The following is a 17,176-nucleotide window of genomic DNA, read 5'->3' as shown; positions in this document are numbered from 1 at the left end:
CCAGAACCCAGCTAGAAAAGCGGTTCATGCGAGTCGGTATCCTTCCCCGCGTGTTGATTCGATGGTTTTCGGGTCGCCCAATTTGCGTCGCAGGGAATACATGGTGGTTTTGATCACGTCGGCTGGTTCCGCGGCTGTGGCATCATCCCAGACGGTCTCATACAGTTCGCCTACGCTCACGTATCCGCCATCCGCGCGCATGAGTTCCAACAGCACGCCGTACTCCTTGGGTGTGAGTTTGACGAGTGTATGGCCACGGTCCCGGAACACGAGACGTCGTGTGGTATCGAGCGTCAAATCGCCATGCATGAGCACCGCCGCCGTAGCAGCGCCCTTGCTGGCACGGCGTTGCAATGCGCGGATACGTGCCAGCAATTCCGGATAGGCGAACGGTTTGGTCAGATAATCGTCAGCGCCTAAATCAAGTCCGCTCACCCGGTCGCTCACCTCGGCGGCGGCCGTCAACATGATCACTGCTACAGGGATATGGTTCGCGGCAATCGTGGCCATCACCGCGTCTCCGGAGAGCACCGGCAGATCACGGTCCAGCAGCACGATATCCACGGTTTGTTCGGCAAGAATCTTCAGCGCTTCCACGCCGGTTGCGGCCATGCTTGTGGCGTATCCTTCGTAGCGCAGTGCATCATCTAATGCGGCCGCCAATTCGCGGTCGTCCTCAACGATCAGGATTCTCATGCCATGCCCCTCACCATGTCTGGTACATCCAATTATCCGCCTATACAGGCGTTATTCGTTCATTTTCAAGCTTTTTAGGTAAGGCGAAGGTAATCCTTTTTCTCACCGTCGGCGCACTGGGTAGGAGGTTGAATGGAATCAACCGCAGCGAAGCAGCGATTACATCAGCGGAGGTGAGAAACCATGGCAAGCGAACAAGGTGGCAAAGCCAATGTCCGAACGATAACCCGTAGTCTGACAGTAAGTCTGATGGCATTGACGTGCCTATTTGGAACAGCCGCATGTTCATCATCGACTACGACCGAGGGTGCCGGCAATGATGGGAAAACTGCCGCTAAGAGCGCAGAAAACACCGCGAAGGCAACCGATGATTCCAGCAATCCATCCGCGAATTTCAGCACCACCGAACTGGAGACGATAGCCAAACGATTCGCGGCCTGCCTGGTCGAGAAAGGATTCGATGCGAAAGTCACCGGAAGCTATGCGTTGCAGCCTCTTGGCTCATCAGTCGACGAAGCTCCGCAAACCACTGTGGTGGTGCGCCGGCTTGGAGCGGACGGCACCCCGATTGTGCCCGGCCCCGGAATGGTGATTAGCGCAGATGCGGATCCACTGTACCCAGACGTGATGTACACCATCGTCTCCGCCAAGGAAGGCGCATGGGTGGGCTTCAAGAATTCCAAGTCGCTCACCGGCTCCATCTATGCGGACAAGCAGGCTGATTACGCGGCATGCGAGGCGGCGAATCCTGATTTCGCGCAGCCGAATTATGGAAACGGCAATGCTTCGAACGGCACAGCTTCCGATTCGACCTCCACAAACTCCAATAACCAGCAGATACTCATCGACTTCGCGCGCAGGGCTCGCGCAGATGGATTCAGCTGGATGGCCGACCCTGCACCCGGGGAGACTCAGGCGGTTGAGATTCCATCCAACGTGTCTTATGAGGAGCTACGTCGTTTCTTTGACACCTACTCCGGTGATCAATGGCCCAGCCATGACGGCATTCCGTTCGGCACCTCCTGCACCGGGGAGTGCACGGCATACAACCGCATTCTCAGCGAACGACAACAGTAAGCTCAGTGAACTCAGCAGGGTCCACATGATTCGAAAACCAGGTAAAGCAAAAGTAAGACGATCCCTCACCGACGCGCCACAGCGAACGGAGTTTGATGAAGTCATCAGCCACATGAGAATCGTCTGCCGAAAGGAACCGACATGGTCATCAACTTCAATCACATTCCCAATCAGCCATTGCGGCGTACATTGGCGGCAGCCTCCGCATCGGCAGCATGTCTGATTGCGCTCGCCGGATGCTCCATGCCGTTCATCAACCAGGCAGCGGATACCAACGGTACCGGTAATGCTGCCAGTTCCACAGATAATCTCGCAACCGATGCGAGCGCAAAGCAATTCGTCTCCTGCCTGACCGACAAAGGATTCGAAGCGCAAGCCGCGGCCATGCCTGGAATGCCGGGCTCGTCCGGCAAGTCAAAGACTCCGACCACCAAAAACATGGTCATGCTGCGCATGCTCGACTCAAACGGGCAGCCGGTCAAGGCTGACGACAATGGCATGAGCGTGTCCACCGACTCCGCAACGCAGCAGATGTACGCCAACTCCATGTTCACATCCATCGACTACGGCACGGTATGGGTGGCGTTCAAGGATTCCGCTGCGTTGGCCGGCAGCCCATACGAGTCGAAACGACAGGACTACGCAGACTGCGAGGCCAAGAACCCGAACTTCGCCCAGCCCGCACAGGACCTGAGCCAGACACCGACCTATTCCGATGAGGATAAGCAGGCGGCGCTTGACTTCGCCAAGAACGCGCGAAGCAAAGGCTTCAGCTGGGTCGCCGATCCGACAGGAAACGAACCGACCACCATCCTCGTCCCCAAAACCGTGTCCGAAGACGAGTTGCGCCGTTTCTTCAAGGAATGCCCAGTAAGGGATGCGCACATCACCTTCGGCTTCGATGGAACACCGGATGATTTCGGTTACGACTACACCAAAGTTATGGATGAGGCCATGGGAGTGGTTTCCTGAACACGCATCCATCCGGCAATGAGGCACGGAACGCTTTCACATTGATTCATATTTCTTTCGCATTCGACCATCGATGACCAATGACCGGAATAGCGAAATTAGGGGGGCATGATGAAACAGCATCAGCATATCGAAGAGGGCGAGAGCCGTTATGGGCTAAGACGAATAGCGGCCAGCCTAGTCGTGTCCGCATTCGGTCTAGCCATGCTGGCCGCATGCTCGTCACCGCTCACTGTGAACAGTGGAACAGATGCGGCAACCGGTGACAATACCGGCACTTCAACCGGCGCCACGGACTCACATGATAATGATGGGCCGGAAGAGCCGAGCATTGAGGTCAAGCGATTTGTTTCCTGCCTCACCAGTAAAGGCTTCGATGCGCGATCGGTTGGCTGGGATAATAATCAGGTAGGAGTCGTGGAGCTTGATGCGGCCGGCAATCCCGCGCCATCCGAAATCAGATATCTTGAGGATGGCACGGAGGAACACTACCATGCAACGCCGCCAGAACTGTATCCTCACGTCAAATCGTCGGGTGGTATCGGCAACAGCATCACCAAAGAGGACTGGAACTACGTGATCTTCCGAACCGCGGCAGACATGGCCGGTTCGCCATACGCATCCAAACAATCCGATTATGCTGCTTGTGAGGCGGCAGTCCCTGACTTTTCTCAATCCACGCTCAGTGCTGAAGACAAAGATGCCAATGCATCGGAGGAAGACAAGGCTTCCGTTTTGCAATACGCACAGGACGCCCGTGCCAAAGGGTTCAGTTGGATCGCCGATCCGAGCGGCGAACATCCATTGACCATCGTGATCCCGAACACCGTACCGGAAGAAGATGTGCGGCGCTTTTTCAAAGAATGCCCGGCAAACGATACGCCCGTAATCTTCGCTTGGAATGGCGATTACCCCTACGACACCTTCGCCGTCCAGCAGGCGATGAACTGATCGGAGCCCATCATGACACGAACGGAAGCGCGACGATTTTCCAAACGCCGCAGAATCATCACCATCATCATCGTGCTCATCGCAGTGATAGGACTCGCCGCCACTTGTGTGGCCACACGCCCGTGGACGCTTATCGGCCATATGACCGCGGCGAACCAATCATCCACACAAAACATCGATGTGACCACGCTGCGCGCGCAGCCGGTCACCAAAGGTGTGCTCAACGCGGAGACCCGGCTCGGTGCGACCCTCCAATACGATGACGCTTCCGATTTTGCTGCCGCCACCGGCATTATCACCCAACTGCCGGTTGCCGGCAAACAAATCAACGCCGGTGAACAGGTGTATGAGATGGATGGGGTGTCTGTGCCGCTCTTCCATGGCGAGCGCCCTTTCTGGCGCACCATCGAAGTGGGGATTTCGGACGGTCCGGATGTGACCCAATTGGAGCAGAACCTTAAGGAGCTCGGTTTCTATACCGGTGAGGTAGGTCCGCATGTCAATTGGCTGACCCGTGAAGCTATCAAACAATGGCAGCGTTCTCTCGGCCTCACCGGGGACGCGGTCAACGGGGTATTTAATCCCGGATCCGTAGCGTTGGCTTCCTCAGCTCCGATTCGCATCAAAACCGTGAACGCGAAACTCGGAGACACCAACGTGAGCCCAGCCAGCTACACGGGCGTGACCCTACATGCGCAATCCACCATCACCGCAGCCCAGGCCGCCACATTCAAGGCCGGTGATAAGGCACAGGTGATCCTGCCGGACAACACCACGGTTGACACCACGCTCACTGCCGTCGATCAAGGCGGGCAATCCACCGGCAAGGACGGACAGGTCACCTCACCTTCGGTGCGCATTGATTTCCCCGATCAGACGCAAGTGGCGCAATTCGGACCTGCGACCATCCAAGTCATTGTGCCGAACGCCGCAGCGGCAAACACGGAGACGCTTATCGTACCGGTCACCGCATTGATTGCCGGCGCCGGCAACTCATATGCGGTCGAGGTGATTCGCGGCAATGAGATCACACGCATCAGCGTTGAGATTGGTCTCGTGGCGGGCGCCCAGGCGCAGATCACCAAAGCCAACGGCTTGAAGGAAGACGACAAGGTGGTGGTCTCATGAACGCGCTGCTGACGTTGGATCACGTCACCAAATCCTTTCCGGGCAAGGATGGCAATCCTCTGGAAATACTGCATGACACGTCACTCGCCATCAATCATGGTGAGCGCATCGCCATCGTGGGACCATCCGGCTCCGGCAAATCCACCTTGCTGTCCTTGCTCGGCGCATTGGACATGCCCACCTCCGGCATGCTCGCCTACGATGACCAGAACGTGACGGACATGGGGGAGAAGCGCCGCAGCATTCTCAGAGCCCAACACATCGGATTCGTATTCCAACAATTCCATCTAATCGCCACCGTTTCCGCGTTGGAGAACGTGATGACCGGGCTGCAATACACAACACTGCCGCGCAACGCCCGCCGTGAGCAGGCCATCCAAGCGCTCGAACAGGTTGGACTTGGTGAGCGCATATTGCACAAGCCTTCTCAGTTGTCTGGCGGCGAACAGCAACGTGTTGCCATCGCCCGGGCATTGGCGAAGAAGCCCGACATCATCTTCGCCGACGAGCCCACCGGCGCACTCGACACCGATACCGGCCATGCCATCATCGAACTGCTCATGGGCGCTGCCGATCAAGGAGCGAGCCTTGTAATCGTGACCCATGACCCCAATATTGCCGCACGATTCCCGCGCCGCCTGCACATTCAGGATGGCGTGGTCACGGAACTTGATGAAGGAGGCAGCCATGCGTAAGCCGCTTGCCACACGTGTGGCCGACCTCCTGCATACGGCATGGATCGGTGCCACAGGCCGCATCTCACGTACCATTCTCGCCTCGCTCGGCATCGCATTGGGTGTTGCCTCCTATGTGGCGCTCTCCGGTATCGCCGCCTCCAACCAAGCCGCTTTGCTCGCCCAGCTCGATGCGCTTGGGGCGAACCTGCAGGTCGTGGCCCCCGGGCAGGATGCCACAGGACAGCCTGTGCCGTTGCCCGATTATGCGCCTGAAACCATCGCGCGTCAGCCCAGCGTTGAACAAGTCGGCGTATTCCTCACCCCACCCAAGGACGCCCAAGTCTTCAAAAACGAGCTTGTACCGAAAACCAATGGCAATGCGCTGGCCGTATCCATCATGAAGCCGGGCGCAATCCAAGCTGTGGATGCCTCATTCGCTCAAGGGCATGGTATCAATGCGAACAACGAGAGTCTACCGGTCGCGGTCCTCGGATCCGAGGCCGCCTACCGTCTCGGTATCAATCAGACTGGCGACCGCATTCTCATCGACAACGAATGGTACGGCGTCATCGGCATCCTTGAGCCCGCTCCACAAGCGCAATCCATCAACGCATCCGTCATCATCGGAGCCGACTGGGCAATCAGCCATTACCCGGACCAGAAGGAATCAATACAGCAAATCAGCCAGATCTACGTGCGCACCAAACCCGGTAACGCCGAATCCTTGCGCCGCATCATCGCACATGCGGCGAACCTGTCCGGCGGCAACGTCTCCGTTTCAGCTTCGGCGAACCTCTCCCAAGCCCGAAACGCCACCAATGACTCTCTGACTACCTTGGGGCTGATGATCGGTGCCATCGCGCTCGCCGTGGGTGGCATGAGCATCGCGAACATGATGATTGTGACCGTGATGGAACGTCGAGGGGAAATCGGCTTGCGGCGTGCGCTTGGCGCCACGCCCGGCAACATCCGCATGCAATTCGTCACCGAAGCGGCATTGTTGTCCGCCATCGGCGGGTTCACTGGGGTTCTGATCGGTGCAGCTACCGCCATAGGCGTTGCCATGAACGCAGGCCAACCATTGACCTTGGATTGGACTGGATTGCCTGCCGCATGGGGTGCTGCCGTGCTGGTCGGCATCATCGCCGGTTTCTATCCGGCATCGCGCGCGGCCCGACTCACGCCGACCGATGCGTTGCGCGGCGAGTGACGCTCCCGAGTGTGTGCTAGCGTCGATACGTCATTCTGGCACGACGCAAAGGAGACGCATGGGCGATATCAGACGGGAAATGGAACGTCTGCGGCCGATTTATGAAACCGGCGTGCTCCGTCTGCTGTTGCGGCAGCATGCCATGCTGTATGTGGCGTTGCTGCGCGCCGCCTTCGACCCGTTGACCGGCGAGCTGCCGCGCGAAACCGTGGAGGAACGCTTCGCGCAGAGTCTGGAGCTACTGGCCTCCAGCGGCGAATACACGTTGAAAGACCAATCCTATGCGGACGCGGCTCATCGCATCCTTGCCGATCTGACCCGTGAAGGCGAGGGCGACTACGCCTGGCTCGCCAACTCGCATGACGCCGCCTCCCATCGATTCCTCTACCGCCTGACCGCTCGTGCGCATCGCGCCATCGAAGCGTTAAGCCGTTTGGAAGACGAATCCCGTGCTCTCTCCGGCGCCCAGGCCAACAGCATCATCATGGAGATCGAACATGCGCGCATGCAGTTGACCGCCGACCCCGGTGAACGTGTCCGCTTACTCAACAGTGAGATCAAAGAACGCAAGCATGAGATCAAGCGCATCCAGCAAGGCCAGCAGCATGCCACATTGAGTCAGGCTCAGGTGGAGGATGTGATCGCCGTGATCCATAACACGTTGCGAGGCGTTCCCATCGATCTGCGCGAACTGGTGCTCACCGAACGCGATAACGGCGATGCGTTGCGCCGCCGCATGCAGGCCGGCGACATGAGCGTGGACGAAACCCTGAACCGGTATCACGAGGAATACCGCCGTTCATTCAGCGAATCCGATTCCGGACGTCGATTCGAAGACGCGTTCCAGGTGATCATTACTGACGAAGGCCGCCAGCAGATTGACTCCGCCTTGCGAGACATCGCCAAAACCCCGTATCTCGCCGGTGAATCCGCGGCATTGCTCGGGCAGATTCGTGACGAACTGTCCCGCATCTACGACGGCATCGAAGCGGTACGCCATCAGATGCGCGTCTCCGATGAGGCCATCAGCCGTCTGGTGCGCCAGCAAACCGATACGCGATACCGTACGATGATGAGCCGATTGAACCGGCTGTACGTGAACCTGAACGCCGATGCGAAAGCCCATACCGGCGATGCCTCACGACCATACGGCACTGATACGGCGAGCGCTCTGTTCGCCCCCTTGCCGATGCGGCCCGCGCGTTCGATGGCCTATACCGAGATGCCGGGCTTGGATTCCTTGGACGTCGCTGAACGGCAAGTGCCGCAGGTCAATCTCAAAGACATGGTCGAAGGTGGAGGCCCGCGATTGCGTCATATGGTGGAACTCATTCGCCGCAATCCAGCCATCGCACAGGGCAAGGTGGATGTAGCCGCCAGTTTCAACCGATTGCCCGAACGGGAACGCCGCGAAAGCGAAATCGTCGGATTCCTCGGCAGTTTGCCATCCGTGGCCACGCCAAACGGGAGCCAAGGTCAAGACAAGGATTCTGTGGCGAATCCCGCAGCTGGTGTGGTCTGGCATTGCGTCGCCCTGGACGGCACACCCAGGGATTGGATCACGAGCCCGGTATGGGCTTCGTTGGAGGAACTTGACAGCATCGTGGAGGAAGGATAAGCATGAGCGAACCAGTCGCCAACCCGTACGCCCTGTTTGAAGACGATTACGGCGATATGACCGCGGACGCGCGCATGGCCGCCATCGCCTTGAAACGTGAACGCTATATTTCCGGTCAACTCTACGATCTGGTCAACGATAACCGTGAAGCGGTGGAACGTTCACTCAACAACGATCTGCTCGCCCTCGTGGTCAACGAACGTTACCGCATCATGTATGCGACCCCCGTGGCCAACGACAATGTGGCATTGCGAGCATTGAAAACCCGAGCCAGCTTGAAACGCGAGGAAGCGGCATTGCTCGCCTTCCTGCGCATCCGCGTGCTCGAATATGAAAACACGCGCACCGACCAATCGGAATGGCTGGTGAGTTTCGAGGAAATCCGCGCCGCGCTCGCCTCGGGAGCAGGTTTCTTGGCCTCGCGCAACGATGAGGAAGGCGTGCTCAAACAGGTAGGCGCCATCGTCTCCACGATGATCACCTACGGCTATCTGGCTCGAATGGATGATGAGGCCATGTACCTCATCACACCATTGGTGCCCGTGGTACTGGACCGCGCATTGGCCGATACCTGGCTGGATACCGCGGCCAAGAACCTGGGGGAGGCATCTGATTCGGATGATTTCAATGGCGCGGATGCCGAGTCGGTGGAATCATCGGATTCCGATGCAGCCGAATCGGATGACGACATTCCGGATGAGAATCTCTTCACCGAGCCATTGTTCGATGCCACGGATGATGACGGCGATACAGCCAATACGGTACACACGCAGAAGGAAGGGGAGTGACGATGGCAGCCGCAGAACTGCAGATGATCGCCGACCGTTGGATGATGGTCAGCCGCCGACTCGTCAACTGGGGTTCCTACGAGGGCTATCACGAATTCCGCCCCTCCACGGATTCCACACTTCCCGTGACGCTGCTCGCCGGCGCCAGCGAGTCCGGCAAATCCACATTGGTGGATGCGCAAATCTCACTGCTCTACCCGACCGGTACGCCATTCAACAAGGCATCGAACTCCGGACGTTCCGAACGCAGCGACTACACGTATTTGAAGGGCATGATCGGTGTCGGCAGCACCGAACACGGCGATGAGCCAATCTACCTACGCGGCAAAGATCCTGTTACCGGCGCTCCGCAAGCGGTATGGGGTGCCATCGTGGACACCTATCGCAATCAAACCTCCGGTCAGATTCTCTCCTGCGCGAAATTCCTGTACCTGATGCCCGGTGATGGTCGCGCCGACGTGCGCCGCCAATACGCGGTCTGGGGCAAGCCCATCGATCCCAGACTCATGGATCAGTATCGCGAAAACCCGTTCACACCCGGCCAGTTGCGCGACACCTACCCCGACTGTCTGACCTTCCCCAGCGCCGAAGCCTTCCACAGCCACATTTGGTCGATCATGGGCCTGAGCGAGGAAGCCTGCCGACTCTTGCATAAGATCCAATCCGCGGACGCGCCATCCAGACTCGACGACATCTTCAAACAAGGTGTGCTCGGCGTACCCGAAGCATTGGAGCTCGCACGCACCACGGTCGAGGATTACGAACGCTACGACGCGAACTTCCATGCCATGGAAGAGAAAACCAAACGCATGGACGCATTGCGCGGCATCCAAAACGCTTACGGCGAATATGCCAAAGCCAACCAATGCGTACATATGTTCGATGATGTTGCGACCGAGGATGGCAAGGCGATTCCGGATGCGCTGGAAGATTGGGCCATGGCCCGCATGCGCATGGAAGTCGGCGCACAGCTGCCCGTCGACCGCAATGAAGCGCAAGCCTACGAATCCGAAGCCCGAAACGCACGCCGCAACGCCGAGAACCTGCACAGCCGCATCGACATGCTGCGCGGCCAGATGCAAGGCCTCGACGGCGGCAACCTGACCCGCCTGGAAATGGAACTGGACCAGGCCAAGCGCACGCTGGAGGATACGGAAACCAGCCGCAAGCGCATCGAACAAACGTTCGCATCCATTGATGAGCAGCTGCCGACCGACGAACAGGCATGGAACGAGCGACGCATCAATGCCGTGAACTTCAAACGCACGTATGACGAACGTTCCGGCGAATGCGAGGAACAGCTCGCCACGGCCATGAACGCACGTGCTGAAGCGCGCGCCGACCTCGAACGATTGCAACGCGACTACGACCGCCAGAAATCGCAGCGCACCCGCATCACCCAGCACATGGACGAAACCCGTGCCATGCTGGCGCGCGCCACCGGACTGACTCCAACGGATCTGCCCTATGTGGCCGAACTCATGGACGTCAAGGAAACCGACGAACGCTGGCGCCTCGCCATGAACGTAGCCTATGCGCCCATCGCGCAAACCATCCTCGTGGACAAACGCCATGAACAAGGTTTCGCAGCCAAGGTCAGCACCATCGACCCGCACGCCATGAGCCGACGCACCTGGCAATTCGTAGACACCTCACGCGATTACGCAAACGACGATACATCCGACGTTTCCGCATCCGCTGAGAGCAACTGGCTTTCCAGCAAACTGCGCTACCGCGAAGACTCGCCATTCGCCGGATGGCTGCGCTCGCAAGCCCAATCCGAGCATTATGACGCCCTGTGTGTGGATGCCATCGATGATGACGACCGCAGCATGCGCCAGGTGCAGACGGATGGTCAGATCAAATCCGGAGCCCGTGGGCAGCACGGCATCAAAGATCGTTCGCAAGTCATTGGTTTCGTCAACGAAGCCTACCTGAACGATCTCGAGCAGCAGATCGATCAGGCGAAGCGGAAGTTGCAACAGTCAGACAGCGACTATACATCCGCAAAGCAGAATTCAGACAAGCTGCATCGCGAGCTCGAACTCGCCAACCAGCTTGCCTACACCTCTTGGGAACGCATCGACATCGACGGCGCCCGCAAAACAATCGCCGATATCGAAGAGTCGATGAGTTCCATTAAGAACGACCCCAAGCTCGCCGAGCTCTCTGCCCGCAAGGACGAGCTAACCACAGAACTCGAACAGTTGGACGAGCGTCGTATGAAAGCCGAACAAGCTTCAGCTGCATCATCGCGGGCAGTTGAGGCGGCACTCATGTGGCTCAGTCGTCATGCCGCAGCAGCGGAAGATACAGAGGAGGACGGTGGCCGCGAACAAGTCGCAACGCGTCAGCTACCGGCTGAGGTAACCGCAGCACTTGCCGAAGCATATGAAAATCGATTCACCGGCATCGAAGACACGGCGCTACGAGCTCATATGATCATCGGCGCGGGAGCTGGAACCTCGGATTTCACTGCACGCGTCCTTGCCGGCATGGCCAACGATATCAACACACGCATCACCATGCTGCAGACTCAGGCAAACGCGGCACGCACGGCCGTCGAATCGAAGATGAGCGCTTACATCGGCATCTGGGCGGCGGACGATGATGCGCTCACCGCAAGCGTGGAAGACTACCGTTACTATCTCGATGAGCTTGAAAGCCTTGCGCAACTGGCAACCACCACGGCCACGGAAGCCGAATACCGGCGTTGCCTTGAACAACTGCTGATGAGCTTCCTGACCATCAAACGAGCCATCGACACGGATGCCACCGACATCCACGATCAGCTCGACCGCATCAACGCCATGCTGGAAGGCCAGCAATTCGGCCCCAAGCACGGCAGCCTGTCCTTGCAAGCGGATGTACGCAGACCGGAACGCGTGTTCTCCAGCCAGCTCACACGGGCCATCGGTGCATTGAACGATTGGAAGACTGCTGCCGGGGAAGCGGATGATGCCGCCAAGCAGCACGCTGAGTCCCGCCGCGTCTTTACCGCGTGCGCTCCCATGGTCACGCTGTTGAAGGACGAGCTTGCGCAAGTCAAGGACGCCAACGGTATCAAACAGTATGGTGCCCGCAATCTGGACCCGCGCTGCCGCTCCTCGTTCTACGCCATCGTGCACCATGCGGATGGTCCGGACGAGCGCATCACCTCGACCGGAGGCCGTTCGGGCGGCGCGTTGCAGGAACTCACCTCGTTCGTCTATGGCGCTGCATTGATCTACCTGTTGGGCGGCGGTATGGAGAACCGTCTGAAACCGAGCTACACCACCTTGTTCCTTGACGAGGCGCTCATCAAGGCGGACGGTCGTTACACGCAGCGTGCATTGAGCGTGCTGCCGCGCCTCGGCTTCCAGGTCATCGTATCCGCTCCGGAAAGCAAGACCGGCGAAATCCTCGAGGTGTCCACCAAGGCTTACGTGACCTACAAGGATCCCGACACCGGCCTCACCTCCCTGCGCGAAGCCAGCCTGGATGGCATCGATGAGGAGGCTCCGCTAATCACAGACCAATCCGCATCCGAATGATTTGATACAGCTGCACAGCTACAGGGAAGCGACAAGGATATCCAATCATGACTGGCATGAATGACGACAGCAAACCAGCCGATGGCGTGCATGTGCTGAAGCGTCGGGATGACGAGCACACTGTAGCCGGTGGACATCGCAGGATGCGGCGTGCCGACCGTGAGATCGTCGATTTCGCTCAAATAGGTGCAATCATCAGCCGATGCGACATCATTGATGTCGCGTACATGGATATTGAAGGCCTGACGATGGTGCCGCTCAACTTCGGGTACGACTATGATCCGGCTTCCGGTTCCCTCACCCTATGGATCCATTCGGCGTCACGCGGACGCAAACTTGACGCTATCCGAGCTGCGAGCAATCAACTGCCTGTATCATTCGCCATGCGAACCGATTGCGAGGTCATCGAGGGGCGTACTGCCTGCAACTGGGGCGAGGCGTTCACCTCGGTCATCGGCAATGGCATCGCCTCGATTGTGGACGATTTTGAAGAACGACGACATGGGTTGCAGCTGCTTATGGACCATCAGGCTCATATGCCACATGTCGAATTTACCGATGCACAGGTGAACGCCGTCACCGTGTGGAAAATCGAAGCAACCAGACTCACGGCAAAAGCACATCCGAGGCCAAGCCGCATGCATGCCAAATAGTTTGGATGATTAGGGCAGCGCATAAGCATCCAAAAATGACTGCCGACAGTTGCAGTCAAACAGAATCGGCATACCCCTGTCATTCAGTGGAATAATCTGACGCTTCGCTTTCAAGTGCCTTTTCATGCGAGGAGATAGTAGCCTCCACATCGCGCAGTCGATTGCGCAATGCAGCTTCGAGGTCGATGCCTTCGGATTGAGCGCGGCGCACGATGGTGAGGATTTCATTGGCGTAAGTCGAGGGCCTTGAATCAGAAGAATCCGTGGTAATCGATGAATCCAACGCAGCTTCTTCAGTGTGACACTGGGTATTATTCGCTCTGATTGCCTCGTCAAAAACGGCGAGCAGCTCATCCTTGTGTACCGATTTCATGATGCGCGAGACCACTTTGGCTGCACGAGGCAGCGCGCCTTGCGCATGCGAGATGCCGTCGAGCACGGATCTGCGATGCTTCTCCTGCTGCTTCATGCGTTCCCACAGCGCGAGAGTCTCCTCCGGAGAAAACTCAGTCTCGTTTTTTTGTGCCTTGTCTTCCGCATCAGCGTCATCATCAGGCTCGAATACGTGCGGATGGCGGGTAATGAGTTTGTTCACCAGACGATCAGCCACTTCGTCAATGTCAAATGGATCGGCTGAGTCGGCCGCGCACACCCGCGCTTGGAACACCGACTGCAGCAACACGTCGCCCAGCTCCTCGCGCATGTTATCCCTGTCGTTCGTTTCAACTGCATCCACATACTCATAGGTCTCTTCAAGCAGCGGTTTGAGCAGCGAACGGTTCGTCTGCTTGCCATCCCAAGGGCAGCCGCCCGGCGAATACAGAATGTCCACAATGGCCTTGACCCGCTCCAACGCACTCGGAGCCTGTGCGACTGGTTTCAGTTTCGAACACCGTTCAAATCCAGCCGGCAGACGATATTCGTATTGTGCGTTCGAAATCTGTTCCTGGCTGCGTCCCGTGCTGCTATCCATGCTGTTGGTCCTTTCACTCGCGCCGCGAATCTACCTGCTCTAGACATACCAATTATGGCTGTATATTGAGTCTCCGCGCTCATTGTCATCCATTGCCTAAAGACAGCAACGGTACCATCGCAAGCGTGAACACGGCAAAGGTGAGCATGATGATCTTGCCTGACGTGCGTCATCGCGTGCGCCGCATGATGCACGATTGCGGATTGGACCGTTGGCCGAAGGCCCGGATCAAGGGGCATTCCACGGGCATGCGCCAATGGGTGAGGAGTGGCTGGGGCGATGCTCGCCGACGCGCCAATCATCGTGTTGTACAAGCCGTTCAACGGACTGGACATCGCCGGGGCGATCATACCCATGAGCGAACCCGTGGCGATCATCGCGGCGCTGCTATCCGTTCGAGTCCTGACCGACACGGCCACGGCCATGCCATTGTTCCTGATCGAACCGAAACGGACGCGACTGTTCCTGACCCTGTGTGCCGACATCGTCGCCGCCGGTTCCCCTGCATCTATAGTCGGAGGGCTTGCCGCGACAGGCTCTTCCCGTCTCATCCTATGTCTACGAAGATTCCTGTCATGCGATTGCTTGACAGGATGTTGTATGGCCGGCTGTTCTCGGATTGAATAAGGATTATGGGAAAGTGCTGGCCCTCGAAGAGGGGAATGACCATGACCGATGGTACTTCACACGGCTCAAGTAATAGGCGTTTGTGCAGGAGCGAGGGACGATGGCGTTTGCTCGCTGCGGCCGGAACCTGCGCATTGTATGCGGTGATTTCGATCGTCTCCAAAACCTATTACCAAAACACAAGGAAGAAGCCATGAATCGACAGAAGAAGAACTCGACTGAGATACAACACCGGTGCAAGAACGTGAAGGGAACGTATCGTTTGCCTCTAAAATGGTGGGAACTTTTGGCGTACGTGTTGATTTTTGTGCTGGCATTGGTTTCCAACGCGATGCAATTCCCTAAATGGGTGGTCGTTCCACTCGTTCTAGCAATCCTATCGATCCGGGTCACCCGGATACTTCTAGCGAAAAGAAAGAAGGATCGAGCGGATTAAGCCTGTGAGCAGGGACATCACATATAGTCAAGTTCCGTAAGTTGGGTGTTCCCTTATCCTGCATAGCCGGTTTGCGTGCCTGCCATGTGATTGATGACAGCGTGACAAGCGGATGTGGAATCGTTCGTATGCTGACGGTATCGGTTCGGATCCATGATCGATTCGGAAAACATAGGAAAGATGCAACGATGAAGATGCGACACTATCACAAGACGGCGATTGCCATAGTCGCCGCGGTATCAACGGCGATCATAGCGGCCGCTTCGCTCATCGTCTGGTACCTCGTCCCGCATTATGAGCGCTCGAACAAGCCGGCAGCCTATCGGATTATCTATTCGGCCATGCTGGAATCGAACAAGGGCGGCGTGCTGACCATTGACCGTAAGGGCGGCATCATTACGGATGAACGGGTCCCCGAATTGCAGAACGTGTCCGTATACTCGTATGAGAACGGCGAGTTCATCGCCGGAGGCCAACGCTCGAACATGCATCTCATCATCGACAAGGATGGCGTGATGCGATCATTCCATCTGTTGGATAATCCGAATTATTCCGGTGTTATGTCCATCGGACCGTATGGCGGCGGGGTCGTGGCGGTGATGAACGGCAACGATTCTCCGGAAGACGACTCGTATCTCAACCTGCTGGTCGTCCAGGACGGTACGGGCAAAATCACTGAGCGAAAAATACTGAAGATCTACACCGAAGGCCAGGTCTCCGACGGGCAGCACCTGTTCATCACCGGTCACGAGCTCACGTTGAGTTCCAACCGATACCAGGGTAAAATCATCCGCTACGGGTTATCCGACCGTTCGGTCAAGGCACAGGTGACCGACGACGCTCTGCTGTACTTGCGGCCGGTCGTATGGAACAATCACGTGCTGGTGGCCGGTACGGACATGAACGGGACTCCCCGGCAAATCGACATGTTCGATGCGAACACCTTGGAACGAACGGACAGCACCACGGTCTCCTCGGATTTCCAGACGCTTGTAGTCGTTGCGGGAAAGCCATGGGCCGTAGGAACACGGCAAATCTGCCCCGTCATCGAGCAGCCGTTCGCTATCGGTAATCAGTGCATCTCCATGCCCACGGGGTCGTCGCCGTATGTTTCGCAGGCCATCGTCGTGGACACGCGGATCGTCATGCTGGTCCGAGAATCCTTGAACCCGGCCGTGAAGGTCCCGGCACGTGGAGTGAAGCAGATCGGCATCATTGCGAACGCCGACATGACTACCGGCAAGGTATCGACCACACCCGCGCTTATTCCGACCAACCGCAGCAGCGACGACATCCTCGTCGCGCCGGTGGCACCATAACCGTGAACGAACAACGACATCCCTGTATGCTCGATTTTACGATTAGCTCGATATTGAGGGCGATGCGTGTTCAGCTAACGACGGGCTTGACTGGGTGCAGGCCTCGGATAATGATTCCTGTCATGCGATCGCTTGACATGATGTTGTGCTGTCGGCCGTTCCCTGATTGAATGGAAATCGCAAGAGAACCGAGTCCCAACGAAGGGAAGCGATCGCAATGGGAAAGTCCACTCCTAACACGTCGGTACAAAACAGTGGCGCCAGACGATTGGTCGTGATCCTGCTGTGCGCATCCATAGCATTGCAGTCTCTTGCGTTTGCGATCCCGGGAGGTGCCTTGAGCCTGCTCTGTCGAGCCGTCGGAGTGCTACTGCTGGTCATGGCGTTGCTTGCCGCTGTGAAAAGCAACGCTCAGCAAAAACCGCTTCTTGCCATAGGGATTGGCGTAACCGCAAGTTTGGCGTCTATTGCTCTGGTGATTGCGCTCCTGTAGTCCAAGCTGCCGAACTTGCCGATGG

The 17,176-nt window shown here is 57.6% G+C and carries 14 protein-coding genes and 1 pseudogene; 13 read left to right on the top strand and 2 right to left on the bottom strand.

The window, feature by feature from the left end; all coding sequences use genetic code 11:
• Positions 1-24: 24 nt before the first annotated feature.
• Positions 25-696: a response regulator transcription factor gene (locus F7D08_RS05595; protein ID WP_152209676.1), complete on the bottom strand. Its 672-nt coding sequence runs from the start codon at positions 694-696 to the stop codon at positions 25-27.
• Between the two features lie 249 nt (positions 697-945).
• Here F7D08_RS05595 and F7D08_RS05590 point away from each other — a divergent pair, with 249 nt between their 5' ends.
• The 10 genes and pseudogenes from F7D08_RS05590 to F7D08_RS05545 all read left to right on the top strand — a co-directional run bounded on the left by F7D08_RS05590 (position 946) and on the right by F7D08_RS05545 (position 13,303).
• Positions 946-1,773 carry a hypothetical protein gene (locus F7D08_RS05590; RefSeq protein ID WP_152209675.1) on the top strand — a complete coding sequence of 276 codons (828 nt, stop codon included), beginning with the start codon at positions 946-948 and terminating at the stop codon, positions 1,771-1,773.
• A gap of 141 nt (positions 1,774-1,914) precedes the next feature.
• Entirely contained in the window at positions 1,915-2,745 is an 831-nt protein-coding gene (locus F7D08_RS05585) for a hypothetical protein (RefSeq protein ID WP_152209674.1), read from the top strand.
• Between the two features lie 108 nt (positions 2,746-2,853).
• On the top strand, positions 2,854-3,696 hold the full coding sequence (locus F7D08_RS05580) for a hypothetical protein (RefSeq protein WP_152209673.1): 843 nt from the start codon (positions 2,854-2,856) through the stop codon (positions 3,694-3,696).
• A gap of 12 nt (positions 3,697-3,708) precedes the next feature.
• Positions 3,709-4,824 (top strand): peptidoglycan-binding protein, encoded by a 1,116-nt coding sequence (locus tag F7D08_RS05575; RefSeq protein WP_152209672.1) that lies wholly within the window; start codon positions 3,709-3,711, stop codon positions 4,822-4,824.
• A complete protein-coding gene (locus tag F7D08_RS05570; protein WP_152209671.1) occupies positions 4,821-5,519 on the top strand; it encodes an ABC transporter ATP-binding protein in 699 nt (232 codons plus the stop codon). The genes F7D08_RS05575 and F7D08_RS05570 overlap by 4 nt, the downstream gene beginning before the upstream one ends.
• On the top strand, positions 5,512-6,711 hold the full coding sequence (locus F7D08_RS05565; protein ID WP_193316203.1) for an ABC transporter permease: 1,200 nt from the start codon (positions 5,512-5,514) through the stop codon (positions 6,709-6,711). Before F7D08_RS05570 ends, F7D08_RS05565 begins: the two co-directional genes overlap by 8 nt.
• A gap of 58 nt (positions 6,712-6,769) precedes the next feature.
• Entirely contained in the window at positions 6,770-8,329 is a 1,560-nt protein-coding gene (locus F7D08_RS05560; RefSeq protein WP_152209669.1) for a DUF3375 domain-containing protein, read from the top strand.
• 2 nt (positions 8,330-8,331) lie between these two features.
• A pseudogene (locus tag F7D08_RS05555) lies at positions 8,332-8,952 on the top strand (DUF4194 domain-containing protein); the annotation flags it as partial.
• Positions 8,953-9,119: 167 nt separating this feature from the next.
• A complete protein-coding gene (locus F7D08_RS05550; RefSeq protein ID WP_152209667.1) occupies positions 9,120-12,650 on the top strand; it encodes an ATP-binding protein in 3,531 nt (1,176 codons plus the stop codon).
• Positions 12,651-12,697: 47 nt separating this feature from the next.
• Positions 12,698-13,303: a pyridoxamine 5'-phosphate oxidase family protein gene (locus F7D08_RS05545; protein ID WP_152209666.1), complete on the top strand. Its 606-nt coding sequence runs from the start codon at positions 12,698-12,700 to the stop codon at positions 13,301-13,303.
• A gap of 79 nt (positions 13,304-13,382) precedes the next feature.
• Here F7D08_RS05545 and F7D08_RS05540 read toward each other — a convergent pair whose 3' ends face one another.
• Complete coding sequence (locus F7D08_RS05540) at positions 13,383-14,276, bottom strand: MazG family protein (protein ID WP_152209665.1); 894 nt, start codon at positions 14,274-14,276, stop codon at positions 13,383-13,385.
• Positions 14,277-14,555: 279 nt separating this feature from the next.
• Between F7D08_RS05540 and F7D08_RS09810 the strand changes: the two genes are divergently transcribed.
• From F7D08_RS09810 to F7D08_RS05525, 3 genes are all read left to right on the top strand, one after another.
• On the top strand, positions 14,556-14,903 hold the full coding sequence (locus tag F7D08_RS09810) for a hypothetical protein (protein ID WP_226803390.1): 348 nt from the start codon (positions 14,556-14,558) through the stop codon (positions 14,901-14,903).
• A 624-nt stretch (positions 14,904-15,527) separates the two neighbouring features.
• Positions 15,528-16,658 (top strand): hypothetical protein, encoded by a 1,131-nt coding sequence (locus F7D08_RS05530; RefSeq protein ID WP_152209664.1) that lies wholly within the window; start codon positions 15,528-15,530, stop codon positions 16,656-16,658.
• A gap of 217 nt (positions 16,659-16,875) precedes the next feature.
• A complete protein-coding gene (locus F7D08_RS05525) occupies positions 16,876-17,151 on the top strand; it encodes a hypothetical protein (protein ID WP_152209663.1) in 276 nt (91 codons plus the stop codon).
• Positions 17,152-17,176: the final 25 nt, after the last annotated feature.

The organism is Bifidobacterium cebidarum (assembly GCF_009193305.1).
Lineage (GTDB): Bacteria > Actinomycetota > Actinomycetes > Actinomycetales > Bifidobacteriaceae > Bifidobacterium > Bifidobacterium cebidarum.
The sequence above is the reverse complement of the archived record's forward strand: the minus strand, read 5'-3'. Positions and strand labels throughout refer to the sequence as shown.